Below are 24,265 nucleotides of genomic sequence, written 5' to 3'. Positions count from 1 at the left end.
AGATGGTTTTGCGCCCGAAGCGATGCTATCATTGCTTAAAACAGATGTATAGCCGTCTAAATAACTTTTAGAATGTCGAGGAATATATGCATAACAATACCGCTATTTCAGAACTAATTGAAGCTGGTAAATGGGTAAGCCAACGTGGCTGGGTCCCTGCTACTGGTGGTAACTTTTCAGCCCGCACAGCAAGCGGTTATGTCGTCACAGCAAGTGGTTTCGATAAAGGTCAACTCGGCACTCATGCATTTATTGAATTTGATCATGAAGGCAATCGTACTAAAGGTTCTGGCAATCCATCAGCTGAAACTGAGCTACATTTAAATATGTATAAGCTGATCCCATCAGCTAAATTTGTTTTGCACACTCATTCTGTTGCGGCAACCGTGTTATCTCGGGTGATCAAAGGTCATGCTATCAATTTACATGGCTACGAAATGCAAAAATCTTTAAGCGGTGTCAAATCGCACTTAGATACCTTAACTATTCCTATTTTTGATAATGACCAAGACATTGACCGTTTAAGCTTACTAGTCAGTGATCATCACCTTCACACGCCTATTGAGCATGCTGTATTAATTCGTGGCCATGGTTTATATGTCGTTGGTCGAGATATCAAAGAAGTACTTCGCCATTTAGAAGGATTAGAGTTTCTATTTAGCTGTGAGCTTGAGCGCCTAAAACTAGAAGGTATTCAAGCTGGAGTTCAACCATGATCAAAGCAATTTTAACTGATATTGAAGGCACTATTACCCGCATCTCATTTGTTAAAGACGTATTATTTCCTTACGCGGCAGGGCAATTACCTGAGTTTGTAAAATCACATCAAACAGACCCAGAAGTAGCAGCCCAAATTGAGGCCGTTAAAGCACATATTGAACAACCCGAAGCCGATATCGACACGGTTATTAGCCATTTAATTCATTGGATTGAAACAGATCAAAAAATTACCCCGCTTAAGCAGTTACAAGGCTTAATTTGGCAAACAGGCTACGAAAGTGGTGATTTTACTGGCCACCTTTACCCAGATGCTTATGACTTTTTACAAGCCCAAAAACAAGCTGGTAAAAGTTTATATGTCTACTCTTCAGGCTCAGTAAAAGCCCAACACCTGATTTTTGAGTTTTCTGACTACGGTGATGTTAGACCTTTATTTAGTGATTACTTCGACACTAAAGTCGGTGCGAAACAACAGCAAAGCTCTTATGAGAATATTATTGCCGAGCTACCATTTGACGCTGCCGAAGTATTGTTCTTAAGCGATGTGGTAGCAGAGCTTGATGCTGCCAAAGCTACTGGTCTTGGAACTTTGCACCTTGTTCGCGATGGCCAAGCGGTAAGTGATGCTCACCCATATATCAACGACTTTTCGGAATTTAGCGCGGAGCTGTTAGCATGAGCCAACTAACTATTTATAACGATAACAACGCAAACGACATACTGTTTCATAGTGAAGACTTAAGCGTTATTGCCAATGAACTAAATACAGTTGGCGTTCGCTTTGAGCAGTGGCAAGCAACAGCACAGATTGACCAAGAGACCAGTCATGACGCAATTTTAACTGCTTATGCTAAAGATATAGAGCGCTTAAAAGCTGAAGGGGGCTATCAAACAGTGGATGTTATTTCGCTTACTAAGGGTAATCCAAATGCCAGCGAACTACGCAGTAAGTTCTTGTTTGAACATACACATAGCGAAGATGAAGTTCGTTTTTTTGTGAAAGGCCAAGGCTTATTCTGCTTACACTTAGGCGATAAAGTGTATCAAGTGCTTTGCCAACAAGGCGACCTAATTTCAGTACCAGAACTCACACCACATTGGTTTGATATGGGCAGCGACCCTGAATTCACTGCAATTCGCTTATTCAATAATACCGAAGGTTGGGTCGCTAAAAGCACTGAGTCAACCATTGCTACCAACTTCCCACTGCTGGACTAACATGGAAAAACTATTCTCGTACGGTACCTTACAGTACCCGCAGGTTCAGCTTGATACCTTCGGGCGTTTGCTCGAAGGTCAACCAGCTACGCTAACTGGGTATGTCATTGGTGAAGTCGAGATCACCGACGAAGCCGTACTTAAAAGTAGTGGTCAACGTTTTCACCCGGCTTTAATCAAAACAAGCAAACAAAGTGATATTGTTAATGGCACTATTTATTTAATCACCGAACAAGAGCTTGCTCAGGCAGATGCTTACGAAGTAGATGATTATCAGCGAATTGCAGAAACATTCCAATGTAACAACCAAGCTTGGCTATATGTTGCAAAAAACAGCCTTTAATTTACAAATATAAAACAAAAAGACCCAAATTAAGAACAAAAGCTGCTATTATCCTCCCCATCAAGATTATTACTAATACTAAATCGCTTATTTAAGTGCATTGGTATAAATTTTTAGTTAAAGGACTAAACATGGGGTCGGCATTTTCACCCTTACGCGATACCGTTATTTATGTGGGTGAGTGGCAACTTAACACTCAGCAGCAAACCATCAGCGATGGCACTCATAAGCGTGAACTAGAACCTTTATTATTTAAATTACTGTGTTTCTTTATTGAGCATAATGATCGCATTATCACTCGCCAAGAGCTGGTTGAAAATATTTGGCAACAAAGCTTTGTTGATGACAATGCCATTAACCGTGCCATCTCTGAACTAAGAAAAGTTCTTAAATCAGAAAAACAGCCCGGGCAAACCATTAAAACCCATTATCGCAAAGGTTATAGCCTCTTTATTGAAGTTAAGCCTCTTGATCACGCTGTGAGTACAGAGCCGCTAAAAACAGAAAATGTAATAACAGTAGATAAAGACGCTGATACTCAAGTTAAACCTACGGCCATTAATGAACAAAAAGCGAATTCTTCACGCTGGCCATGGCCTTTTGCAGCGTTAGTGCTTGGTTTATTGATTACTGCTATTTGGTTATTTTCACAACAGCCTAAAGCAAATGATGAAGTACAAAACGAGGCGCCATTTTTAGACCTGCAAGCTGAAACCATTTCATGGCATAAAGGCTCTCACTATCGTTTAATGCTAAGCCATGACAAAACTAAGCTTGCTTATATTCTAGAAAATGATGGTCAAAGTCTTTTTGTCGTCGATCTAACCACTAAAAAGGAATACGTGATTGCCTCTGGCAATATCTTTTTACAGGGTTGGTCTGAGGATGGAGAGCGATTATTTTACGGCTCTTGTGAAAACAAAGACTACAGCGATTGCATCACTTGGCAAGCAAGCAACCTGTTATCAAGTGAAGCGTTAATAAAGCCACGTATCAACCAATCTTTGCTTAATTCTCAGCCAAGTCAGTACATTGAAGTGGGTGATGTCGCAATTTCAAGGCGTAATAATTACCGTGGCTTAACTCATTTATATGCTTTATATGCACAAGATTTAAAAACCGGTGAAGAAATTCGCATCAGCACACCCAATATCACTGGCACTGGGGACTTTATTTTAACAACTATAAAAAACCCGAGCCGCATCATCTTTGAGCGCCATAATGTTGGCCAAGTAGAGATATACATGGCGAATTTAGATGGCAGCTCGCTAAAGCTTTTAACTACCAACGATTACCGTGCATGGGTAGCCACATATGATGAGCAGACCAACTCACTAATTTGGTATAGCCGCGGCACCTCAACTATTGAATCATTCTCTTTTGATAGTATGAGTCGACAACCCGCTATAAAAGCGCCAGTAAAACGAGCAAATTATGCTTACCCTTTAAGCAAAGAAAGTGTGTTGATCAGTACTGACCTTCACGATAAAGATGCCGCAGTCTTTGACCTTAATTCAAAAACAATGAGTTACATCGCCACAGCGAATAAGCATGAAGACGACTTAGTCGCATTAGCCAATAATGATGTGTACTTCTCTGACTTTGAGTTTTCAGAACGACAACACTGGCTCAGAAAAGCAAACCAATACATAAATATCACTGGCAAAATTGGTGAAGATAGTTCAGTAATTGCAGCAAATAGTGACAGTAGCCGACTTGTTAGCTTTAATAAAACCAATCAGCAATTAACATTATTAAATGCTGCTGATTTCTCAGAAATTAAGCACTGGACACTTCCAGGTAGTACCAAGCTGGCAGCTATAAGAGGTAACAAGATTGCCGTGCTATATACCGATCTTAGCAATCAGCTAAATCAAATAATGATTCTTCACACCAACAGCGATGAAGTGATCAAAAGCACTATAGATACACCCCTAGCTATTGCATGGTATGACGATACACAGCTGATTGTGCATTCTAAATACGATAAATACCTGCTTTTAGACAGCGATAACAATACCTATAGTGAGCTGACTACACCAGACAAACTAACTGAGTTAAAGCCTTCTATAGTGTCGATGGCAAGTAACCTACATAGCTTGTATATCGCCACTGATACTGAAGTTTTCAGCATTAATTTAGCCAAAATGCAGGGCGTTGAGTCAGTACTTCAAATGAAGCCTTCTCACTATATATCGCGCCTTAATGCTAAAAACGACAAGCTGGCAGTGACCTTCTTAACTGCCAACAATCAAAATAGCATTGAGCTCTACACTAAAAAAAGTGCTGAGTAATTTACGACTTTAACTGCTTTAGAATACCTTGCTCGATATCGGATTGGTTATAAACTCCGCTATCGAGCACCCAGCCTGTGACTAGGCTCGCCGGTGTAACATCAAATGCTGGGTTATAAACCTTTGCGTTAGTCGGTGCCCACATTGCTTCACCAAAACTACCACTAACACCGCGCACTTCATTAGGGCTGCGTTGCTCAATTTCGATATCTGAACCACACACCGTTTGTGTATCAAGTGTAGTAAGTGGCGCAACGACATAAAATGGAATGTTATGAAAACGCGCTAACACTGCAAGGTTATATGTGCCTACCTTATTGGCAAAGTCACCGTTTGCAGCAATACGGTCTGCACCTACAAAGATTTTATCTACTTTGCCCGCAGCCATTAAACTGGCCGCCATGTTATCGCAAATCAGGGTATAAGGAATTTGCCAGCGCTCAAGCTCAAAAGCCGTTAAGCGGCCGCCTTGCAGTAACGGCCTTGTTTCATCAACCCAAACATGAATATCACTATGGCGTTGCTGCGCTTTATAAATCACACCTAATGCAGTGCCTACGCCCGCAGTCGCTAAAGCACCGGTATTACAATGGGTTAAAATGTTATCGCCTTTATCAACCAAGGCAGCACCACGTTCTGCCATGCTATCGCAAAGGGCAATATCTTCTTTAAATAACTGCTCAGCAGTAGAAACAACAGCAACAACATAATCAGTCTCTGCAAGCGCTGCACGTAACTTGGCCATGCAGTGCATAAGGTTTACCGCTGTTGGGCGGGTTGCTTCTAGTTCATCAATGGCAATAGCAAGTGCTGATTGACTCATGCCTTGCTCAGCTAAGTGTGCAACCAATAAGCTCGCACCTAAGCCGATTAAAGGTGCGCCCCGGATTTTCAAAGTCAGAATCAAATCTTTCATCGTTTCAACATCGTTACATACATGCCAATGCTGTTGATGTGGCAACAAATACTGATCAAGCACGGTTAGCGTACCTTGCTGATATTTAATACTGCTGGCGATGAGATCTTGCATACTGAATCCGAATAACTAATGAATAACTAATTTAAGTGAATAGTTATTTTACATCAGTTTTGATAACTAACAAGCTAGATGTATGGACATCTAAACGGTTACAGGTATAGAATGCTCGAAGTTAATTGTATTACGAGATAGAGCCATGGCTAAATACACTGCCTTTAATGCAGAGCATGCTGTTGATTACATTAAAGAACTTGTTAAAAGTGAACTAATTTCAGTCTTCCCTGCGGATGCAACACTGACTGCATACGAGTTTGGAGACGGAAACTTAAACTTAGTTTTTCGGGTTGCTGATCAGCACAACAACAGTGTAATTCTAAAGCAAGCACTCCCTTATGCCCGCTGCGTAGGTGAGTCATGGCCATTATCGTTAGACCGCGCCAGAATCGAAGCCGAAGTATTGATTAATCATGGTAAGTTATGCCCAGAGCATACCGTGGCGATATTGCATCACAATGTAGAGCTGGCATTAACCGTGTTAGAAGATTTAGGTGAGTTACAAATTTTACGTGGCGCACAAATCAACGCAGAGCAATTTCCATTATTGGCAAGTCATGTTGCGCTCTATTTAAGCCGAACAGGCTTTTATAACTCAGACTTTTACTTATCTGCTGAAGATAAAAAAGCCAAAGTCAGTCAATTTATTAATCCTGATTTATGTAAGATCACAGAAGACTTATTCTTTACTGATCCGTACATTGAGCATGAGCGCAATAATTTCCCAACTGAGCTTAATGAGCACGTCGAAAGTATTCGAAATAATGACGGTTTAAAACTGGCAGCGGCCAAATTAAAAGCTAAATTTTTATCGTGCCCACAAACTTTATTGCATGGCGATATGCACAGTGGCAGCATTTTTGTTGATAGCAAAACAACTAAAATGATCGACCCAGAGTTTGGCTTTTTTGGCCCTGTTGGCTTTGATATCGGCTCATTTATGGGTAACTTGCTACTAAATTACTGTGCCCAAAACGCCCGTATCACAGAGCAAGCAAAACGCCGCCAGTATCAAACCCATTTATTAACCTGCTTACAAGACTGTTATAGCCAATTTGAGCAACATTGGTTAAACCTAGCAAGCAGCGAAGCAACTGATATTAGCTTTGCAAACCGCGCCTTTAGCGAAGATTACTTACAACACGTATTGCGTGATGCGATTGGCTACTGTGGCGCTGAACTTATTCGCCGTACTATTGGTTTAGCCCATGTTGCAGATATAGACGGTATTGAAGATGCACAAGCTCGTTTAGCAGTACAACAACAAACGCTTGTACTCGGTGAGCAACTGATGCTCAATGCCACAAGCTGTAACAATAAAGATGAGTTCTTTTCTTTGTTAATCAGTTTATTAAACTAATAATCAAAAAGTAAAAAGGCGCTTAATGCGCCTTTTAATTATTCAACTAAATTATTTATTGTAGTGCTCATACATTTTATCGAGCGGCTCTGATAAACCATTTTCTTGTACCACTCGTACATGCTGGCGAGCTAACTCGCGGGCACTTGATACACCACATGAATGAGCAATCAGCCCTGCACCATAATGAATAAACTTATTATAATTGGCGACACGTTGTGCCTTATCGGTCACATCGAGGCCTCGCTGTAAGCGTTCATTATGAGTCGTAATACCGGTCGGGCAGGTATCTTTATTACATTGTAGAGCCTGAATACAACCAAGCGAAAACATATGACCACGCGCCGACACAATAAAATCAGCACCCAATGCAAGTGCCCAAGCCACTTTTGACGGTACGATTAGCTTACCTGATGCAATCACTTTCACTCGTTCTCTGAGACCATGTTTTTTTAGCAGATCAACAACCAAAGGCAGGCTCTCTCGTAGCGGTAAACCAACTGAATCCATCAAGGGTTGAGGGGCAGCGCCCGTTCCACCGTCGGCACTATCAATAGTGATAAAATCAGGGGCTGATTCAATACCACGATTATTAATTTCACTGAACAAACTTTCGAGCCAAGTATATTCACCAATCACCGCTTTAAAACCGGTTGGTTTACCTGTGGTACTGCGTACCGTTTCAATCATATCGAGTAAATCTGCTGGGCATTTAATCTCTGGATGACCATTTGGACTAATAGAGTCATGCCCTTCAGGAATACCCCGAATTTTTGCAATTTCAGCAGTCACTTTGCGCCCTGGTAACATACCCCCTTTACCGGGTTTAGCACCTTGACTCATTTTAATTTCGAACATTTTAACTTGTTCGTGCTCAGCAATTGCTTTGAGTTTTTCGGTGCTTAATTTACCGTGCTCATCTCGTACACCATATTTAGCCGTGCCAATCTGAAACACAATATCAGCGCCACCTTCAAGGTGGTAAGGGCTGAGCCCTCCTTCACCGGTATTCATCCAACAGCCTGCTAACTTTGCACCTCGCGATAGTGCGCGCACCGCAGGCTTAGATAAGGCACCAAAGCTCATGCCAGAAATATTAAATAACGAGCTTGTTGTATAAGGAGCTTGGCAATAAGGCCCTAACGTAACTTCGCTCGGGTCGAGTGCATCTTCATCTAAGGTTGGAAACGCACAGTTCATAAACATCACAGTGCCCGTTGCTTCAAGGCTTTGGGTTGAACCAAAGGCCGTAGTGCGGTCAACATTTTTCGCAGCGCGGTAAACCCAGCTTCGCTCAGCACGGTTAAATGGTAGCTCTTCCCTATCCATAGCAAAAAAGTATTGTCGGAAGAATTCACCTTGGCGTTCAAAAAAATAACGAAAGCGGCCGATCACTGGGTAATTACGGCGAATCGCCTGCTTAGATTGCGTCACATCACTAATGTAAAAGCACACAATCACCAGCAAGCCTATGCCGAGTGCAAAAATAAACAAGCTGGCAAAAACATCGATACTAAAAATTATAAAATCACTCATCCAAGGCCCCTTTGCGAAATGACATCCTTCAAAGCATATAAGGTGTTTATATTACGTGCAATAAACAAAAAAGGCGTGATGTAAGTCACGCCTTTTCGTTTATTTTATGCCGCTATGCTGCTCGTTTGGCTAATTCAGCTTTAATATAAAGTTGAATTTGCTCTTCAAGCACTGACATTGGCACTGAGCCATGACGTAATATTTGATGGTGGAATTCGCGAATATCGAAATCTTGACCAAGTGCTTGCTCAGCTTCGTGGCGTAAACGTTTAATTGTTAGCTCACCAATTTTGTATGACAACGCTTGTGCAGGCCATGAAATATAACGGTCGGTTTCGGTCTTCACGTTATGTAATGATAGCGCTGTGTTTTCGCTCATAAACTTCATTGCGCGTTCGCGGCTCCAGCCATACATATGCATACCTGTATCAACCACTAAACGTGCTGCACGCCACATTTCATAAGTCAAACGACCAAAATCACTGTATGGGTCTTGATAAAAGCCCGCTTCGATACCTAAAAACTCCGAATATAAGCCCCAACCTTCACCAAATGCCGACAAATATGCATTACGGCGATAGCTTGGTAATGACTCAAGTTCTGCATTTAGCGAGATTTGTAAATGATGCCCTGGTACAGCTTCGTGCAAAGTTAATGCTTCAAGAACATACAACGGGCGCTTATCTAGCGCATAGGTATTAACCCAGTAATAACCTGCTTGGTCATCACGGCGAGAACCTGAGTAACGGCCGGTTGTATATTTAGGGGCAATACTCTCTGGCACTGGCGCAACACCGTACGGCATTCTTGGCAAGGTGTGGAATAACTTAGGTAACTGCGCATCCATTTTCTTGGCGATGTAAGACGCTTCTTTTAGCAAATCTTTAGGTGTTTTTGCGTAAAATTGCGGATCAGTACGTAAAAAGTGCACAAAATCAGCAAACGAGCCTTCAAAGCCTACTTTCTCAATAATTTTTTCCATTTCTGCACGAATACGCGCAACTTCTTGTAAACCCAGCTCATGGATTTCTTTTGGCGTCATATCTGTGGTGGTGTAGTACTTAGCGCGATTTTCGTAAAACGCTTTGCCATTCGGCGTACTTGAAATACCAATATCTGTACGTGCACCCGGTTGATACTCATTGTTAAAGAAAGTTAAGTAACCTTGATATGCCGGAATAACTTGTTCTTTGATAATGGTTTGCGCTTGCTTTTGTAGCGCTGCAAACTCGCTATCACTTAAACCTGCCGTGTTATTTAAAAATGGTTTGTAAAATTCAGACTGTGTCGCATCATCAACAATATAAGCCGTGATTGAGTCTTGATAGCCTTCTAAAACAGCCTTTGGTTGGGTTAGACCCACTTCAAGACCTTTTCGCATCCAGCCGATATTTTGCGAAAAATAGCGAGGAATTTGCTGTAATTTAGCAAGATATAGCTGGTAATCTTCTGGTTTTGTGTAATCTGAGCTTGATATCATAAATGATAGGCTAGAATGGAAGCCATACTCAGATGTCAGCGGCATATAGTGCGCATTAAACACATATTCATCGACACTATTTTGCACTTGGCCACGCAAAATAGTCAGGTTAATGCGATTTTCTTCCGATAACTTATCACGGTCGATAGCGTCTAGCTCGGCAAGTAACTCAGTATTCTTCTTATATTTTTGTTCTAAAAATTCAGCCGATAGATTTTCTAATAAATAACCATCAACGCCATTTTCTTTACCATATGGGCTGATGCTTTGGCGGTAATTAACAATATTTTCGGCTACTTGAGTAAATTGCTGATCAGCATCAATATTTGTTACTTGGCAAGCGCTTAAAGTACAAGCTAAAGCAACCGCAATAACAGAACGGTTTAAAGTTCGCGACAGTGTTTGTTTCATAGCATTCTTTTTCGTTTTAATCAGTATCGCTAAAGTAGCGCAGCACTGGCTAAAACCCAAGCAAATGCGACCAAGCTCAGGTTAAATACGCTCAAATTAACAGCGTTGTGTACATAAGAATGAGCAAGGTTTAAGCAATTTTTAATTACACTTGTTAAAGTTGTTGAGAAAATCAGCTAATAGACACAAACGAAACAAATTTAAGTTCCAAAATTAGCGATTTTGCTTTTAAATAGACTGATTACAGATTACTGTAGACTCAGTATTTATGCTTGGAAGCAAATAAACTTTACGGAAGAGATGATTAATTGGTTGATATGCGTATTTAGTGGTATTGAAAAATGATGTTCCATGATCCCATGGCTATTGCTCAAGAAAAAATGACAAAGGTATGTATCTTTTTAGAACATCATGCATTACCGCCGTCACCACTTAACTACCAAGTTGTTTACACCTACGTCAGCCAGTCTAACCCAAAACTTAACGCCGCTATTGACCGTGCCATCGCACAAAGAAAAACCATCGATTGTGTCTATGTAGAACAGCTTTATTTCGATTTTATAGAGCAAGGCCATAAAATGAAAACCGCCATTGTTCGCAACGTTGACTCAGTAATTAACACTCTTTCGCGTAATGCTAGCAATAACGAACAAAATATTGTGCGCTTTGCTGATCAAGTTAGTGACTGTGTGCATTCAATCGATGAAAACAATATTGAGCAAACGCGTCACGCATTAAAAATGCTCAGTAAACAATCAGAAGTACTGCTCAACCAGCATCGTCAATTTAAGCAAGAAATAGCAAAAGCCAAATCGCTGCAAGAAAAAACTCAAAAACAACTCACTCAATTACGCAAACAACACATTACCGACCAACAAACTGGCTTATACAAGCGCCATTACTTGAATCAACAAACCCAACTCTGGGTCGGCCAAAATAAAGCGGTTTGCGCTATCTCTATTCACATTGAGAACTTAAACCATTTTATTGAAAACTATGGCGATGTCATTGGTGAAGTTATTTTGAACAAAGTCGCCAAGCAAGTGCAAAAATACGTACAAGAAAGCGGTTTACCTGGGCGCACAAGTAAAGATGAATTTACCATCTTACTTGCTGATATAGAGCCTGAAACTGCAAACTTAATTGCCGAAAAAGTACGAAATGGCGTAGAAAAGCTGCGCTTTGTCAGCTCAAAAAATGGCACCAAACTTCCTGCAATCACCCTAGCCCTAGGTATCGCTAAACATGAAGGCGATGGCGACTTTAACAGTTTAGCCCGTAAAGCCTCTTTAGCAGCCGCTAAAGCCAAGTCACTTGGACAAAGTAGTTTTATTGCCGGCCAATAAAGTTCAAAACTGCGCTAAGTCATGAAAAGCCATGCTAATCTGATGATTTAGTTATAATCAAATTGCACCCCACAGCTACAATCAAGTACACTAGTCTTTATTGCCACGATAGAGATTAATCATGAACGAGAATCAAGAAAAGACCACGCATTTTGGCTATAAAACCGTTGCTGAAAACGACAAAGCATCAATGGTTGCAGATGTATTCCACTCAGTCGCTGCAAAGTATGACGTAATGAATGATCTTATGTCGTTCGGTATTCATCGTTTATGGAAACGCCAAACTATTGCAAGTTCAGGTGTTCGCAAAGGTCACTATGTATTAGATCTTGCCGGCGGTACAGGTGATTTAACCGCTAAATTTAGTCAGTTAGTGGGTGAAACCGGTCAGGTTATCTTAGGCGATATTAACTCTTCAATGCTGAAAGTTGGCCGTGAGAAACTTCGTAACCTTGGTCGTGTTGGCAATATCGAATATGTTCAAATGAATGCAGAAGCATTGCCATTTCCTGATAACAGCTTCGACTTAATTACGATTGCCTTTGGTCTTCGTAACGTGACCGATAAAGATAAAGCTCTGCGTTCAATGTATCGTATTCTTAAGCCAGGTGGCCGTTTACTCGTGCTTGAGTTCTCAAAACCAGAACAAGAAATATTAAGCAAAGCCTACGATTTCTACTCATTTAATATCTTACCTAAGATGGGTGAGCTGGTAGCGAATGATGGCGAGTCTTATCAATATCTTGCAGAATCTATTCGTATGCATCCAGATCAAGAAACATTAAAAGGCATGATGGAAGATGCGGGTTTTGAACAAACCAGTTATCAAAACCTTACTGGCGGTATTGTTGCCCTTCACCGTGGTTTTAAATACTAAAAATTCTGTAAATTAAGTAGGTAACGCGATGTTAGCAAACGCTCTGTTATCACTCGTCGAACGAATCATTAATCAACTGCTGCAGTTAGACCCTCAGTTAAAGGGTAAGCTTGCAGCAATTGCTGATAAACAGCTATTGATTGAGATACGTGATTGGCAACAGTCAATTTTGTGTGTTTACAGCGACGAGCAAATTCACTTATACAGTACGCAAGAGCGTAGTTTTGATTGCATGATCAGCGCCGATATCGACACCTTGTTGGCGCTTAAAGATCCATCAATGCTCACGCAACTCATTCGCCAAGATAAGCTCGACTTACAAGGCGACTTAAATCTTGCACAAGGTTTCAGCAATGCATTTGCTGAGCTTGATATTGATTGGCCAGAACATTTTTCTCGGTACATTGGCGATGCCCCAGCACAACAGTTGTGGCTCTCTATTCAAGCTTTAAAACGTCGTGGCTCACAAACGAAAAGCAAGTTAGAAAACACCTTAACAACGCTTTGCCAAGATGAGTTAGCAGTGACTATACACCCTCTTGAGCTTGCTGAATTTAAACAGCAAAACCGCCAATTAAAAAGCCAAGTATCTCAATTAGAGATGCGAATTAACGCGCTGTTACAGTCTCGCTAATGCGCTAAGGAACTTGTGTGTCGTCTGCTCGTCTTTATTACATCACTAAAACCCTACTGAGCTATGGCTTAGACGAATTAATTCCACGTAAACGAGTGCCTTGGTTTGCCAAACTCGCCCGTGGCAGCTTATTTTGGTTACGTAACCAACATAAAGATAAACCTGCAGGTATGCGCTTACGACTTGCTCTGCAAGAGCTTGGCCCTGTATGGATCAAGTTTGGCCAAATGCTTTCAACACGCCGTGATTTACTCCCTCATGATGTCGCATTAGAGCTTGCACTACTGCAAGATCAAGTTGAACCTTTTGAAGGTGAACTTGCCCAGCAACTTATCGAAAAAGCGCTGGGTATTAATGATATTAGTGAATTGTTTAGTGATTTTTCGCAAACACCTTTAGCATCAGCCTCAATTGCACAAGTTCACACTGCAACCTTAATTGATGAGCATGGCGCGCCACAAGATGTGGTGATTAAAGTCATTCGCCCTAACATTAAAGAGCAAATTGATGCCGACTTAATGCTAATGCAAAAAGTCGCGCGCTTAGTTGCTAAGCTATTAAAAGAAGCGAAACGTTTACGCCCTATTGAGGTAGTAAACGAGTACAAAAAAACTTTGCTCGATGAGCTCGACCTAATGCGCGAAGGGGCGAATGCGATTCAGCTACGCCGTAACTTTGAAGACTCAGATTCGCTCTACATTCCTTTTGTTTACAGCGACTACAGCCGCAGTAACGTATTAGTAATGGAGCGCATTTACGGTATTCCGGTATCAGATACCGAAGCATTGCTGGCACAAAATACCAATATGCAGCTGCTAGCTGAGCGCGGTGTCGAAGTATTTTTCACACAAGTATTCCGTGATAGCTTCTTCCACGCTGATATGCACCCAGGTAATATCTTCGTTTCTCGCGAAAACCCTCATAACCCAAAATACATAGGTATTGATTGCGGTATTGTAGGCACCCTTAATCGTGAAGATAAGCGCTATTTAGCAGAGAACTTTATTGCCTTTTTCAATCGTGATTACCGCCAAGTAGCACAGCTACACGTTGATTCTGGCTGGGTACCCGCCGATACCAGCATTGAAGAGTTTGAATTTGCCATTCGTACTGTGTGTGAGCCAATTTTCAATAAACCACTGGCCGAAATCTCGTTTGGCCATGTGTTAGTCAATCTGTTTAATACGGCTCGTCGCTTTAATATGCAAGTTCAACCGCAATTAGTGTTACTGCAAAAGACGCTGTTGTATGTTGAAGGCCTTGGCAGACAACTGTATCCGCAGCTTGATTTATGGAAAACCGCTAAACCTTTTCTAGAAGATTGGGTCAAAGAACAAGTTGGTCCGCTTGCAGTAATTAAAAAAATGTATGCGAACTTGCCATTTTGGGCAGAAAAAATGCCTGAATTACCTGATTTAATTTATCAAAACTTAAAGCGTCAACAACAACCTGTACAATTGCCAGCGCCGCAATCTGCTAAACCTTTGTTACTTAGCATCTTTGCTGGTAGCTGTTTGATTGTTTCAGGCTTGTGTTATTTACAGCATGACTTAGTTGCCAGTGCAATTACCGCAGGCTTTGCTGTAGCAGGCTTTATTGCAGCATGGCGTAGCGCATAAACTAAGTGCTATTTATGTTTTGGTGAGTATAATCGAGACAAGTCTATTCGATAAATTTGAAAAAACGGAGTAACCCATGGGTTTTGGTGGTATCAGTATTTGGCAATTAATCATTATTTTGGCAATCATCGTGTTGTTATTTGGCACAAAAAAACTTCGTGGCATCGGCGGTGATTTAGGTAGCGCAGTAAAAGGCTTTAAAAAAGCCGTGTCTGATGATGACCAAGCTAGCGCTAAAAGCGAGCAAATAGAACAAGCTTCTAACACGCAAAACAAAGAAACCGTAGAGAAAAGCAAAGACGACCATAAGGCTTAATCAACATGGGGATGTGGGAACTTGTTGTCGTACTGATCGTGGGTCTAATCGTATTAGGCCCAGAGCGCTTGCCTGTAGCAATTCGCACGGTTAGCCGCTGGGTAAAAACCTTAAAGTCAGTCGCCAACTCAGTGAAAGCAGAAGTGAACGAAGAACTCCGTATCCATGAGCTTCACGAAAACTTAAAAAAAGCAGAGCAACAAAACTTGCAAGAACTATCTCCAGATCTGCAAGACTCTGTAAACGAACTTCAAAAGGCTGCTCAGTCAGTCACCCACAGTTACAAAAAAGACACGCCTGAAAAAGCAGAAAGTAACAATAATGACGAAAAAAAGTGAATTTAATCTCTGCTTTTGTGGTCAATAACAATGATGATGAATAGTAAACTATGACCGAGCAAGCTCACACAGGCTTTGTTGGCCACTTAATTGAGTTACGAAATCGACTCATGAAAGCTTTGTTAAGCATTTTGCTAATATTTATCGCCTTGGTGTACTTTGCCAACGATATATATAGCTTTGTTGCAGCACCACTTGTTGCAAACTTGCCTAGCACTGCCACCATGATCGCAACGGATGTAACGGCACCTTTTTTTGCACCGTTTAAACTCACCTTATTTGTGGCGTTATTTGCTGCTATTCCTATGATACTGCACCAAGTTTGGAGCTTTATAGCACCTGGCTTGTATCAACATGAAAAGCGTATGCTAATGCCAATTTTGGCCTCTAGCATCTTGCTATTTTATAGTGGTATCGCATTTTGCTACTTTGTAGTGCTACCCATTATTTTAGGGTTTTTCACTAACACTGGCCCTGATATGATGACATTAGCGCCTGATATTAGTAGCTACTTAAGTTTTGCTTTAAAGCTATTTTTTGCTTTTGGTATTGCCTTTGAAATACCAGTTGCAATCATGCTGTTATGCTGGAGTGGCGCAACAACAACAAAAAGTTTAAAAGAAAAACGACCTTATATCGTGGTAGGTGTATTTGTGGTTGCCATGTTTTTAACACCTCCTGATGTACTGTCACAAACATTACTAGCATTACCCATGCTGTTATTATTTGAATTAGGTTTAATTTTGGCTGCATTTTATACCGCCAAACCTCAACAGGAATCAGAGGAATAAATGAAAAAACAACTCATTCCATTAGTTGCACTGTTAACGATTACTGGCACTGCACAAGCAAACGAAGTTAACTTACAAGCACTACAAGCGTGTACTTTTGTTGAAAATGATTTTAACCGCTTACTTTGTTACGACAACGTGATGGCAGGTAAATCACTATCAAAGCCTGCGACAAAAAAACAAATTGAACAACCTGTTGCAAGCTCAGCTGCAGCTACGGCAGCACCTGTTGCCGCAGCAGGAGCAACAAATGAACAAATCGTAAGAACAAAAAATGAAGACTTTGGTTTAGAGCATAAAGAAGTTGCTAAAGTAAACGATGACCAAATTAGCGCTAGTGTAAAAAGCGTGAAAAAAGCCCCTTACGGTGAGCTCATCATCGAACTTGATAATGGTCAACAATGGCGTCAAGTTGGCTCTGATAGCTTACGTCTAAAAAAACAAGATGTTGTAGTTATTGAACGTGGCGTTTTCAATTCTTTCCTTTTAAAAATTGAAGGCCAAAACCGTTCGATTCGTGTTAAGCGCACTAACTAATGAGCATTTCGCTGGTTGATGCTGGCGTCAACTTAAGCAATCATCAATTTGATGATATTCATGAAGCTGTGTTACAACGTGCCGCTGAGGCAAATGTAACGCAGCTGCTTCTTATTGGCTGCGATCTGCAAACTAGCCAAGCCTCTCTTAACCTCGCCAAACAATTTAAGCAATTTAGCACTGCGGGGGTTCACCCTCATGATGCAAAAACCGCCGACGAACACCTTGAAGAACACTTAACAACGCTTAGCCAAAACCAGGAAGTAGTTGCTATTGGTGAATGTGGCCTCGATTACAATCGTGACTTTTCTCCTCGGGACGTTCAGCGCAGCGTTTTTAGACGCCAACTGCAGCTAGCTGAGCAGCTAAATATGCCAGTGTACTTGCATGAGCGAGATGCTAGTGAAGATATGCTCGCAATTTTAAGTGACTTCAAAGTACGAGGCGTATTGCACTGTTTTACGGGGGATGAAAAAGCGCTACAAAGTTACCTAGCAATGGGGCTTTATATCGGTGTTACGGGCTGGGTCTGCGATGAACGCCGTGGTGAGCAACTACAAGCCTTAGTGCCATCAATCCCTTTAGAACGCTTGTTAATCGAGACTGATGCGCCTTTTTTAATGCCAAGAAATATTAGACCAAGACCGAAGTCTCGTCGCAATGAACCTCAGAACCTTCCTTATGTGTGTCAGCAAATTGCTGATTTAAAAGGCTGTGAATTTACTGAAGTGGCAAAACAAACTACACTAAACTTTCAGCAATTATTTTCCATAAAGGGTTAAGATGAAGCGCCTATGGTCACTTTGTGGCGTACTCTTCGTTTTTTTATTTACTCCTTATTTATTGGCTAACCCACTCATTGTTAGCTCACAATTTAAGTCTCAACATACGCTAAATGTTGAGTACACCCTTGATCCTATTACTCAACAACAAGCATTTAGCAATGCTAATGTAAAATGGCTGAAAAACCGAGGTGAAACCTTAAATCAAGGCATGACTTTAAAGCCTCTGTGGCTCAAGCTATCGATAAAAAACACCTCATTAGATGATGTACCCCTGATATTATCGATAGATAACCCTTTACTCGATGAAGTGAGCGTCTTTCATCTGCAAGGTGGGCATGTGTTATTTAACACCAAAATAGGTGATGCCGTTCCTTTAGGTAGTCGGCAAATTAAAAATGAATCGCTGCTAGCCTCACTAACTATTCCAAAAGCCAGCCATTCCGAAATCTTCCTCAAAGTTAAAAACAATGGTGGTTTAAGAGTGCCCCTAAGCCTTTGGAGCCCCTCTGAATACCTAAAGCATAAAAGTAAGTTCAATTTATTGTACGGCTTATTAGTCGGTTTTATTTTATCTCTCGCACTCACTAATTTAGTACTTTATGGCTTTTCTAGACGCCGCTATTTCGCCTACACAGGGTTATTACTTACCTTACTTTGGTTGTCGTTAGCCTACCTTTATGGCTATGGTTATCGTTACTTACAACCGAGCGGTTCATCGTTTCAACAACTCACCATACCGAGCCTATTTTTCATTTGTGGTGCGTTATTTGTGCCCTTGCAAGGCTATATATTCGGCTTTGCCAAATCTCGCTTAAATCGTTTTCAGTATTGGTTAGCGTGGGTCGTAGTGCTTGTCACCGTAATAATGTGGTTCTTACCAATTCATATTGCAATTACACTTTGCTTATTAAGTTTACCTGTGGTGCTTATCATCTTTGCAAGTATTGCTCTAAAGCAGTTTAACCGTGAGTATAAGCAGCCTTGTAGCGCTTTTCTAATAGCCCTATTCGCTTTTTTCTGCGCTATTATTTACAGCGCACTTGGGGTATTTAACCCGTTTAATTTAAATATCGGGGTGCTTTCACTTACCTTTATTTGCTTTTTGGTTTGTAGCTTAAGTTTAAGCTATGCAGTTATAAAACTGTTTTTGATGCAGCGCGATGCTGAAGTTGCAGCACAACAAAATGCCTTAGCTGAAAGCAAAGCTAAAGATACCTTAATGCGCGAGCGCCTTGAACTGCAAGAACAAGCTCGCCAAGACCTTGAAGCGAATATCGAGGAGCGTACCTTTGAGTTACAAGTGACATTACGCGAGCTTGAAGAGAAAAACCGTGAACTTGAACAACTCAATATGGAAGACGCGCTGACAAAAACCAAGAACCGCCGTTACTTCGATAAAAAGCTACTGATGGATATTCGTCGCTCGCGACGTGAACAAACACCTTTAGCCATCATCATGTTGGATATTGACCATTTTAAAGCAATTAATGACACCTACGGTCATTTAACCGGTGATCAAACCATTCAATCTGCCGCCGATGTCATTAAACAGCACCTGAAACGACCTCTCGATGAAGTGGCGCGCTATGGCGGCGAAGAATTTGTCGTGCTGTTGCCTAATACGCCACTGACAGGTGCATTAGAAATTGCCGAACAAATACGCAAAGCAGCCCAAAATACTGATATAATAGTTGCCGGAACAACGATTAAATTTACTTTGAGTGCAGGTGTTTACAGCGCAATTGCTGAAGACATTAATAACCCAAGTTTATTCACTGACTATGCCGACAAAGCCTTATATCATGCAAAGCAAACAGGTCGAAATCGCGTAGTGAGTTATCCTCTACCAGACTAGGAGTATACAAAGCATGGCCCAATCAGGACTCGACCTTTTCCCTTATACACGTATGCGCCGCATGCGTCGTGATGACTTCTCTCGTCGCCTAATGGCTGAAAACCAACTAACTGTTAATGACCTTATTTTTCCTGTATTTGTGTTAGAAGGTAAAAATCGCCGTGAAGCTATTGAGTCTATGCCTGGCATTGAGCGTCTTTCTATTGATTTACTACTTGAAGAAGCAAAAGAGCTTGTTGATTTAGGTGTTCCTGCAGTCGCTATTTTCCCGGTAACACCGAGCGATAAAAAGTCTCTACTTGCTGAAGAAGCCTATAACCCAGATGCATTAGCACAACGTACTGTTCGCGCGCTTAAAGAAGCTTTTCCTACATTAGGTGTGATCACAGATGTTGCACTTGACCCGTTCACTGTTCATGGTCAAGACGGCATTATCGATGAAGACGGTTATGTGATTAACGATGTAACAACTGAAATTTTAGTTAAACAAGCGCTATCGCATGCCGAAGCGGGTGCGGATGTAGTTGCACCATCAGACATGATGGATGGACGTATTGGTGCAATTCGTGAAGCACTCGAAGCCGAAGGCCATATCCACACTCGTATCATGGCTTACTCTGCTAAATACGCCTCTAGCTATTATGGCCCATTCCGTGATGCGGTAGGTTCTGCAGGCAACTTAAAAGGTGCCGACAAAAAGACCTATCAAATGGACCCTGCGAACTCTGATGAAGCAATTCGTGAAGTAGCCCTCGATCTACAAGAAGGTGCAGACATGGTGATGGTAAAACCAGGTATGCCATATTTAGATGTAGTACGCCGCGTAAAAGATGAGTTTGGTGTGCCCACTTTTGCTTACCAAGTAAGTGGTGAATATGCCATGCATAAAGCAGCCATTGATAACGGCTGGCTTGCAGAAGAAGCAATAATCATGGAATCATTACTAGCATTTAAACGTGCTGGCGCCGATGGCATCCTGACTTATTTTGCAAAACAAGCAGCTATTTGGTTAAAAAATAACTAATCTAAAGTAAATGTTCTAAAAATTGGTAATTATTCCTATTTTATTAACATTTTGTATTTAATTTGTCATAGATTTTTCTTAAAGTACTGTGTCCCATATTGGGACTTTAATAATACATACACGGGAAAAATAATGATAAATACAAAATTAACGCCGCTCGCGCTTGTGATTGCAAGCCTGAGCGCACCTGCTTCTGCCAACCTAATCATCTCTGAATACGTTGAAGGAAGCTCTAACAATAAAGCGGTAGAGCTTTACAACACTTCTGGTGCTGAGCTATCGCTTGACGGTTACACCATCTCTTTATACTCAAATGGTAACGGCGATCTAGCAGACCCTAATAATAGCTTAGCTTTAACCGGTACTCTTGCAGCAAACGCAACTTACGTTATTGTTAATGCAAGCTCTGCAGATGAGTTAAAAGCCAACGCGGACACTGAATCAACAATCACTTATTTCAACGGTGATGACGCATTAGTGCTAACTAAAGACGGTGCAATTGTTGATAGCTTTGGTCAACTGGGTGTAGATCCAGGTTCAGCATGGGATGAAGGCGGCGTTTCAACACAAAATAAAACACTTCGCCGTAAAGCTTCAATCACTTCAGGCCGTACTGATGCAACCTCAGCGTTTAACCCAAGCGATGAGTGGGAGCAATTCGACCAAGACGATTTCAGCAATATAGGTCAATATGGTGAGAGCACAGAGCCAACGCCTGAACCAGAGCCAGTTACTCCTCTTGAGTGTGGTGCAGAAAAAACCTTAATCAGCGCAATTCAAGGTGAAGGCGGCGACAGCCCGCTTATAGACACTGAAGTAGAAGTTGAAGGTGTTGTTACAGCTGACTTCCAAGGTGATGATCAACTAAAAGGCTTCTTCATTAGCTCACTTGCTGCTGATATTGATGAAAATGCACTTACTTCTGAAGGTGTATTCGTTTATTTCGCAGATACCGACGTTGCTGTTGGTGACCATGTGCGCGTTAAAGGTAGCGTGGCTGAATACTACAGCGCAACACAACTAGGCGATGTTAGCCAAGTTGAGATCTGTGCGACAGGTTTATCTACTGACGCTACCGCTATTTCTTTACCAGTTACTGATGTGGCAGACCTTGAAGCTTACGAAGGTATGTTAGTAACCATAGATCAACCTTTAGTCGTTAATAACAACTACGGTCTTGGTCGCTATGGTGAAGTTGACTTAGGTACTGAGCGTTTATACCAAGGTACTCAAGTTGCGCTACCAGGCGATGCAGCAAATGCTGTTGAAGCTGAAAACCTGAAAAAACAAATCTTAATCGACGATGGTTCGACAAAGCAAAACCTTGATCCTATTGCCTACCCAGGTACCGGCCTTGATGCCTATAACACGTTACGTTTAGGCGATACTGTTAATACGATTACTGGTGTAATGGGTTACAGCTTCGACCGTTACCGTATTCACCCTACAGTACAACCTGAGTTCACTGCGACTAACCCTCGTACAGATGCACCAGAGCTTAACGAAGGTGCAGACCTACGTGTAGCAAGCTTCAACGTCTTAAACTATTTCAATGGTGATGGCCAAGGCGCTGGCTTCCCTACTAGCCGTGGTGCAGATAGCGAAGAAGAGCTGATTCGCCAAGAAGCTAAATTAGTTAGCGCAATTACAGCTATTAACGCTGATGTTATTGGCTTAATGGAAATCGAAAATGACGGTTTCGGTGAAAATAGCGCTATTGCTAGCCTAGTATCTGCACTTAATGATGAAGATGCAGAAAATACCTACGCATTTGTTGATTTCGGTGTTGACCAAATTGGTACTGATGCAATCACAACAGCACTGATTTATCGCTCAAATAAAGTATCTGAAGTTGGTAAGGCTGCTCATACTACAGTCGAACCTTTCGATTATAGTAATCGCCCGCCAATTGCACAAAGCTTCCAATCTCTTGAAAGCGAAGAAATCTTCACTGTTGCCGTTGCCCATCTAAAATCTAAAGGCGGCTGTGGTAGTGCTGAAGGTAGTAATGCTGACTTAGGCGATGGTCAAGCATGTTGGAATGAAATCCGTGTTGCAGGTGCAAATGCATATGCTGATTGGTTAGCAACTTACCCAACTGAAGTTGAAGATGAAGATATCATCCTAGTCGGTGATATGAACGCTTATGCGATGGAAGATCCTATCCGCGCATTTGCAGATAAAGGTCTGAAGAGTGCGGTTGCTGAACTAGACGGCGACACATTAGGTTACTCTTATAGCTTCTCTGGCCGCATTGGTAGCCTTGACCACGCACTAGTCTCTGAATCTATGCTTGCTAAAGTTGTTGCTGCTACGGATTGGCATATCAATGCCGATGAGCCAATTAGCCTAGACTACAACCTTGAGTATAAGTCATCGACACAACAAGCTAGCCTATACGCTGACAATGCATACCGCGCATCTGATCACGACCCAGTGATTGTTGATATTCAATCTGCAGAGCCTATTCCTGCAGAGCAGGCACCAGTAATCGAAGCGAGTCAATCATTCGAAATCGTAGAAAATAGTGAAATTGGCGCTGTGATTGGCCAACTAGTTTTCTCTGATGGTGATGCTGATTACACCCCAGTAGTAAGCTTTAGTATTGAAGGTGAGCATGCTGATGCGATTGCAATCAGTGCTGCAGGTGAAATCACAGTGGCTAAAGAGCTAGACTTCGAAGAAGAAGACAAGCTTACGCTGATGATCCGTGCAGAAGATAGCGCAGGTAACCTATCAGAAGCACAACTGCTATACATCAACATCACAAACGATGAAGCTGATGATGAAGCAGAAGATGTAGCTGAAGAAGTTGAAGAAGAAACAGAAGAAGAGTCAAAAGACGATGATTCTGGTTCATTTGCTTGGTTAAGCTTACTTGCTTTACCGTTTGCACTTCGTCGTCGTATGAAAAAATAAACGACACTGCATATGAATAAGGCCGCATTTCGCGGCCTTTTTTATTTCAGTTCACTTTATTTAGCAATATTGAGACTTGCCAGTATTAGGCTTTACATTGCAGATTAGGCTTTATGGCACAACCTGCTTTTGACTTATAGAGCTTAGCAATGTCACTCTGTTGCTGCTCATCAATCTGCCAGTTCATAAACTGGTGTGTTTTACCATTCGCTAAGGTAATTTTAAATACTGTGATGAATGCCATTGGGTTAAATTCAACAGTGACAATATCTTCAGCGTTGATGTAACGCTTACCTAATCCTCGCGAATAACAAATCCCCGCCTTGTAACAGTGTAAGAAGCGCAATTCTAAAAAATTTAATAGAGTAATAAATAGCAGAACGGGCAACAATAGCATCAAAATTGATGCTCCTAGCAAACTAACGCTTAATGCAACAAGAATAGCTAGTGCTATCTTGCTTCCCTGTAGAGTCCAATTAGGACTTAACTTAATCGTTTTCATGAGTATATTTCTATAGTTGTAATATTTAATAAGCAGACGTTTAATACAAAATGATTAAAAAAATCATTCGGGCGCCATTTTACATAGACTAAAAAAGGTACACAAGGTACAAAAAAGCACTTTTTTACTAGAACAAAGTAATTAGCTTACAACATACTAATAACCTTATATATTTCTGGAAAATTAAATTTGTATTAAAATCGTACAATTCAAGAGCGGCAGCACTTAAATCGTATTCACTATTTAGAAAATACTTTAAAAGTGCGATGCCTGTACCGGTACATTAATAACTCAAAGCTGAATGGTTAATTAACATACAAAGGAAAG

General features: G+C 41.3%; 22 protein-coding genes. 18 read left to right on the top strand and 4 right to left on the bottom strand.

The features are described 5' to 3' along the window. Positions 1 to 86 precede the first annotated feature (86 nt). From AUR67_RS16655 to AUR67_RS16635, 5 genes are all read left to right on the top strand, one after another. On the top strand, positions 87 to 716 hold the full coding sequence (locus AUR67_RS16655; RefSeq protein WP_055020556.1) for a methylthioribulose 1-phosphate dehydratase: 630 nt from the start codon (positions 87 to 89) through the stop codon (positions 714 to 716). After that, positions 713 to 1,399: an acireductone synthase gene (gene mtnC, locus AUR67_RS16650; protein WP_058586112.1), complete on the top strand. Its 687-nt coding sequence runs from the start codon at positions 713 to 715 to the stop codon at positions 1,397 to 1,399. The genes AUR67_RS16655 and mtnC overlap by 4 nt, the downstream gene beginning before the upstream one ends. Then, complete coding sequence (locus AUR67_RS16645) at positions 1,396 to 1,938, top strand: 1,2-dihydroxy-3-keto-5-methylthiopentene dioxygenase (RefSeq protein WP_058586111.1); 543 nt, start codon at positions 1,396 to 1,398, stop codon at positions 1,936 to 1,938. The genes mtnC and AUR67_RS16645 overlap by 4 nt, the downstream gene beginning before the upstream one ends. A 1-nt stretch (position 1,939) precedes the next feature. Then, the gene (locus AUR67_RS16640) at positions 1,940 to 2,281 is read left to right on the top strand and encodes a gamma-glutamylcyclotransferase family protein (protein ID WP_058586110.1); all 342 of its coding nucleotides are present in this window, start codon (positions 1,940 to 1,942) and stop codon (positions 2,279 to 2,281) included. A 131-nt stretch (positions 2,282 to 2,412) separates the two neighbouring features. Beyond that, positions 2,413 to 4,575 carry a winged helix-turn-helix domain-containing protein gene (locus AUR67_RS16635; protein WP_058586109.1) on the top strand — a complete coding sequence of 721 codons (2,163 nt, stop codon included), beginning with the start codon at positions 2,413 to 2,415 and terminating at the stop codon, positions 4,573 to 4,575. Between the two features lies 1 nt (position 4,576). Here the strand turns inward: AUR67_RS16635 and mtnA are convergent, their stop codons facing one another. Continuing rightward, a complete protein-coding gene (gene mtnA / locus AUR67_RS16630; protein ID WP_058586108.1) occupies positions 4,577 to 5,605 on the bottom strand; it encodes an S-methyl-5-thioribose-1-phosphate isomerase in 1,029 nt (342 codons plus the stop codon). Positions 5,606 to 5,750: 145 nt separating this feature from the next. On the opposite strand from mtnA, the gene mtnK reads away from it, so the two are divergent. Beyond that, positions 5,751 to 6,968, top strand: a complete 1,218-nt coding sequence (mtnK, locus tag AUR67_RS16625) for an S-methyl-5-thioribose kinase (RefSeq protein ID WP_058586107.1) — start codon at positions 5,751 to 5,753, stop codon at positions 6,966 to 6,968. Positions 6,969 to 7,019: 51 nt separating this feature from the next. On the opposite strand, the gene AUR67_RS16620 is transcribed toward mtnK, so the two are convergent. Next, a complete protein-coding gene (locus tag AUR67_RS16620; RefSeq protein ID WP_058586106.1) occupies positions 7,020 to 8,504 on the bottom strand; it encodes an FMN-binding glutamate synthase family protein in 1,485 nt (494 codons plus the stop codon). A 112-nt stretch (positions 8,505 to 8,616) separates the two neighbouring features. Next, on the bottom strand, positions 8,617 to 10,395 hold the full coding sequence (locus AUR67_RS16615; protein WP_058586105.1) for a DUF885 domain-containing protein: 1,779 nt from the start codon (positions 10,393 to 10,395) through the stop codon (positions 8,617 to 8,619). 359 nt (positions 10,396 to 10,754) lie between these two features. Between AUR67_RS16615 and AUR67_RS16610 the strand changes: the two genes are divergently transcribed. From AUR67_RS16610 to AUR67_RS16555, 12 genes are all read left to right on the top strand, one after another. Next, positions 10,755 to 11,741 carry a GGDEF domain-containing protein gene (locus tag AUR67_RS16610; RefSeq protein WP_054563036.1) on the top strand — a complete coding sequence of 329 codons (987 nt, stop codon included), beginning with the start codon at positions 10,755 to 10,757 and terminating at the stop codon, positions 11,739 to 11,741. Positions 11,742 to 11,862: 121 nt separating this feature from the next. Beyond that, on the top strand, positions 11,863 to 12,618 hold the full coding sequence (gene ubiE / locus AUR67_RS16605) for a bifunctional demethylmenaquinone methyltransferase/2-methoxy-6-polyprenyl-1,4-benzoquinol methylase UbiE (protein WP_055020565.1): 756 nt from the start codon (positions 11,863 to 11,865) through the stop codon (positions 12,616 to 12,618). 28 nt (positions 12,619 to 12,646) lie between these two features. Then, complete coding sequence (locus tag AUR67_RS16600) at positions 12,647 to 13,252, top strand: SCP2 domain-containing protein (protein WP_058586104.1); 606 nt, start codon at positions 12,647 to 12,649, stop codon at positions 13,250 to 13,252. 17 nt (positions 13,253 to 13,269) lie between these two features. Further along, on the top strand, positions 13,270 to 14,871 hold the full coding sequence (gene ubiB / locus AUR67_RS16595; RefSeq protein WP_058586103.1) for a ubiquinone biosynthesis regulatory protein kinase UbiB: 1,602 nt from the start codon (positions 13,270 to 13,272) through the stop codon (positions 14,869 to 14,871). Positions 14,872 to 14,947: 76 nt separating this feature from the next. After that, positions 14,948 to 15,187, top strand: coding sequence for a Sec-independent protein translocase subunit TatA (gene tatA, locus AUR67_RS16590; RefSeq protein WP_054562924.1), 240 nt, complete (start codon positions 14,948 to 14,950; stop codon positions 15,185 to 15,187). 5 nt (positions 15,188 to 15,192) lie between these two features. Beyond that, on the top strand, positions 15,193 to 15,525 hold the full coding sequence (gene tatB, locus AUR67_RS16585) for a Sec-independent protein translocase protein TatB (RefSeq protein WP_054562925.1): 333 nt from the start codon (positions 15,193 to 15,195) through the stop codon (positions 15,523 to 15,525). 50 nt (positions 15,526 to 15,575) lie between these two features. Continuing rightward, positions 15,576 to 16,316, top strand: a complete 741-nt coding sequence (gene tatC, locus AUR67_RS16580; RefSeq protein WP_058586102.1) for a twin-arginine translocase subunit TatC — start codon at positions 15,576 to 15,578, stop codon at positions 16,314 to 16,316. Further along, complete coding sequence (locus tag AUR67_RS16575) at positions 16,317 to 16,853, top strand: hypothetical protein (protein WP_058586101.1); 537 nt, start codon at positions 16,317 to 16,319, stop codon at positions 16,851 to 16,853. Next, positions 16,853 to 17,635 carry a TatD family hydrolase gene (locus tag AUR67_RS16570; RefSeq protein WP_058586100.1) on the top strand — a complete coding sequence of 261 codons (783 nt, stop codon included), beginning with the start codon at positions 16,853 to 16,855 and terminating at the stop codon, positions 17,633 to 17,635. The genes AUR67_RS16575 and AUR67_RS16570 overlap by 1 nt, the downstream gene beginning before the upstream one ends. Before the next feature lies 1 nt (position 17,636). Then, positions 17,637 to 19,493 (top strand): diguanylate cyclase, encoded by a 1,857-nt coding sequence (locus AUR67_RS16565; protein WP_082665659.1) that lies wholly within the window; start codon positions 17,637 to 17,639, stop codon positions 19,491 to 19,493. Between the two features lie 13 nt (positions 19,494 to 19,506). Beyond that, complete coding sequence (gene hemB / locus AUR67_RS16560) at positions 19,507 to 20,517, top strand: porphobilinogen synthase (protein WP_058586099.1); 1,011 nt, start codon at positions 19,507 to 19,509, stop codon at positions 20,515 to 20,517. A gap of 132 nt (positions 20,518 to 20,649) precedes the next feature. Continuing rightward, positions 20,650 to 23,436 (top strand): ExeM/NucH family extracellular endonuclease, encoded by a 2,787-nt coding sequence (locus AUR67_RS16555; protein ID WP_058586098.1) that lies wholly within the window; start codon positions 20,650 to 20,652, stop codon positions 23,434 to 23,436. Positions 23,437 to 23,521: 85 nt separating this feature from the next. On the opposite strand, the gene AUR67_RS21300 is transcribed toward AUR67_RS16555, so the two are convergent. Next, a complete protein-coding gene (locus tag AUR67_RS21300) occupies positions 23,522 to 23,938 on the bottom strand; it encodes a hypothetical protein (protein ID WP_152996539.1) in 417 nt (138 codons plus the stop codon). Positions 23,939 to 24,265: the final 327 nt, after the last annotated feature.

The organism is Pseudoalteromonas sp. XI10, from assembly GCF_001469895.1.
Lineage (GTDB): Bacteria > Pseudomonadota > Gammaproteobacteria > Enterobacterales > Alteromonadaceae > Pseudoalteromonas.
Note: the sequence above shows the minus strand (reverse complement) of the source record. Positions and strands in the feature narration are given on the sequence as shown.

Excerpts from the sequence above, each read along its gene's own strand:
- AUR67_RS16655 (WP_055020556.1), top strand. The coding sequence starts at position 87 with ATGCATAACAATACCGCTATTTCAGAACTAATTGAAGCTGGTAAATGG.
- mtnC (WP_058586112.1), top strand. The coding sequence starts at position 713 with ATGATCAAAGCAATTTTAACTGATATTGAAGGCACTATTACCCGCATC.
- AUR67_RS16645 (WP_058586111.1), top strand. The coding sequence starts at position 1,396 with ATGAGCCAACTAACTATTTATAACGATAACAACGCAAACGACATACTG.
- AUR67_RS16640 (WP_058586110.1), top strand. The coding sequence starts at position 1,940 with ATGGAAAAACTATTCTCGTACGGTACCTTACAGTACCCGCAGGTTCAG.
- AUR67_RS16635 (WP_058586109.1), top strand. The coding sequence starts at position 2,413 with ATGGGGTCGGCATTTTCACCCTTACGCGATACCGTTATTTATGTGGGT.
- mtnA (WP_058586108.1), bottom strand. The coding sequence starts at position 5,605 with ATGCAAGATCTCATCGCCAGCAGTATTAAATATCAGCAAGGTACGCTA.
- mtnK (WP_058586107.1), top strand. The coding sequence starts at position 5,751 with ATGGCTAAATACACTGCCTTTAATGCAGAGCATGCTGTTGATTACATT.
- AUR67_RS16620 (WP_058586106.1), bottom strand. The coding sequence starts at position 8,504 with ATGAGTGATTTTATAATTTTTAGTATCGATGTTTTTGCCAGCTTGTTT.
- AUR67_RS16615 (WP_058586105.1), bottom strand. The coding sequence starts at position 10,395 with ATGAAACAAACACTGTCGCGAACTTTAAACCGTTCTGTTATTGCGGTT.
- AUR67_RS16610 (WP_054563036.1), top strand. The coding sequence starts at position 10,755 with ATGGCTATTGCTCAAGAAAAAATGACAAAGGTATGTATCTTTTTAGAA.
- ubiE (WP_055020565.1), top strand. The coding sequence starts at position 11,863 with ATGAACGAGAATCAAGAAAAGACCACGCATTTTGGCTATAAAACCGTT.
- AUR67_RS16600 (WP_058586104.1), top strand. The coding sequence starts at position 12,647 with ATGTTAGCAAACGCTCTGTTATCACTCGTCGAACGAATCATTAATCAA.
- tatA (WP_054562924.1), top strand. The coding sequence starts at position 14,948 with ATGGGTTTTGGTGGTATCAGTATTTGGCAATTAATCATTATTTTGGCA.
- tatB (WP_054562925.1), top strand. The coding sequence starts at position 15,193 with ATGGGGATGTGGGAACTTGTTGTCGTACTGATCGTGGGTCTAATCGTA.
- tatC (WP_058586102.1), top strand. The coding sequence starts at position 15,576 with ATGACCGAGCAAGCTCACACAGGCTTTGTTGGCCACTTAATTGAGTTA.
- AUR67_RS16575 (WP_058586101.1), top strand. The coding sequence starts at position 16,317 with ATGAAAAAACAACTCATTCCATTAGTTGCACTGTTAACGATTACTGGC.
- AUR67_RS16570 (WP_058586100.1), top strand. The coding sequence starts at position 16,853 with ATGAGCATTTCGCTGGTTGATGCTGGCGTCAACTTAAGCAATCATCAA.
- AUR67_RS16565 (WP_082665659.1), top strand. The coding sequence starts at position 17,637 with ATGAAGCGCCTATGGTCACTTTGTGGCGTACTCTTCGTTTTTTTATTT.
- hemB (WP_058586099.1), top strand. The coding sequence starts at position 19,507 with ATGGCCCAATCAGGACTCGACCTTTTCCCTTATACACGTATGCGCCGC.
- AUR67_RS16555 (WP_058586098.1), top strand. The coding sequence starts at position 20,650 with ATGATAAATACAAAATTAACGCCGCTCGCGCTTGTGATTGCAAGCCTG.
- AUR67_RS21300 (WP_152996539.1), bottom strand. The coding sequence starts at position 23,938 with ATGAAAACGATTAAGTTAAGTCCTAATTGGACTCTACAGGGAAGCAAG.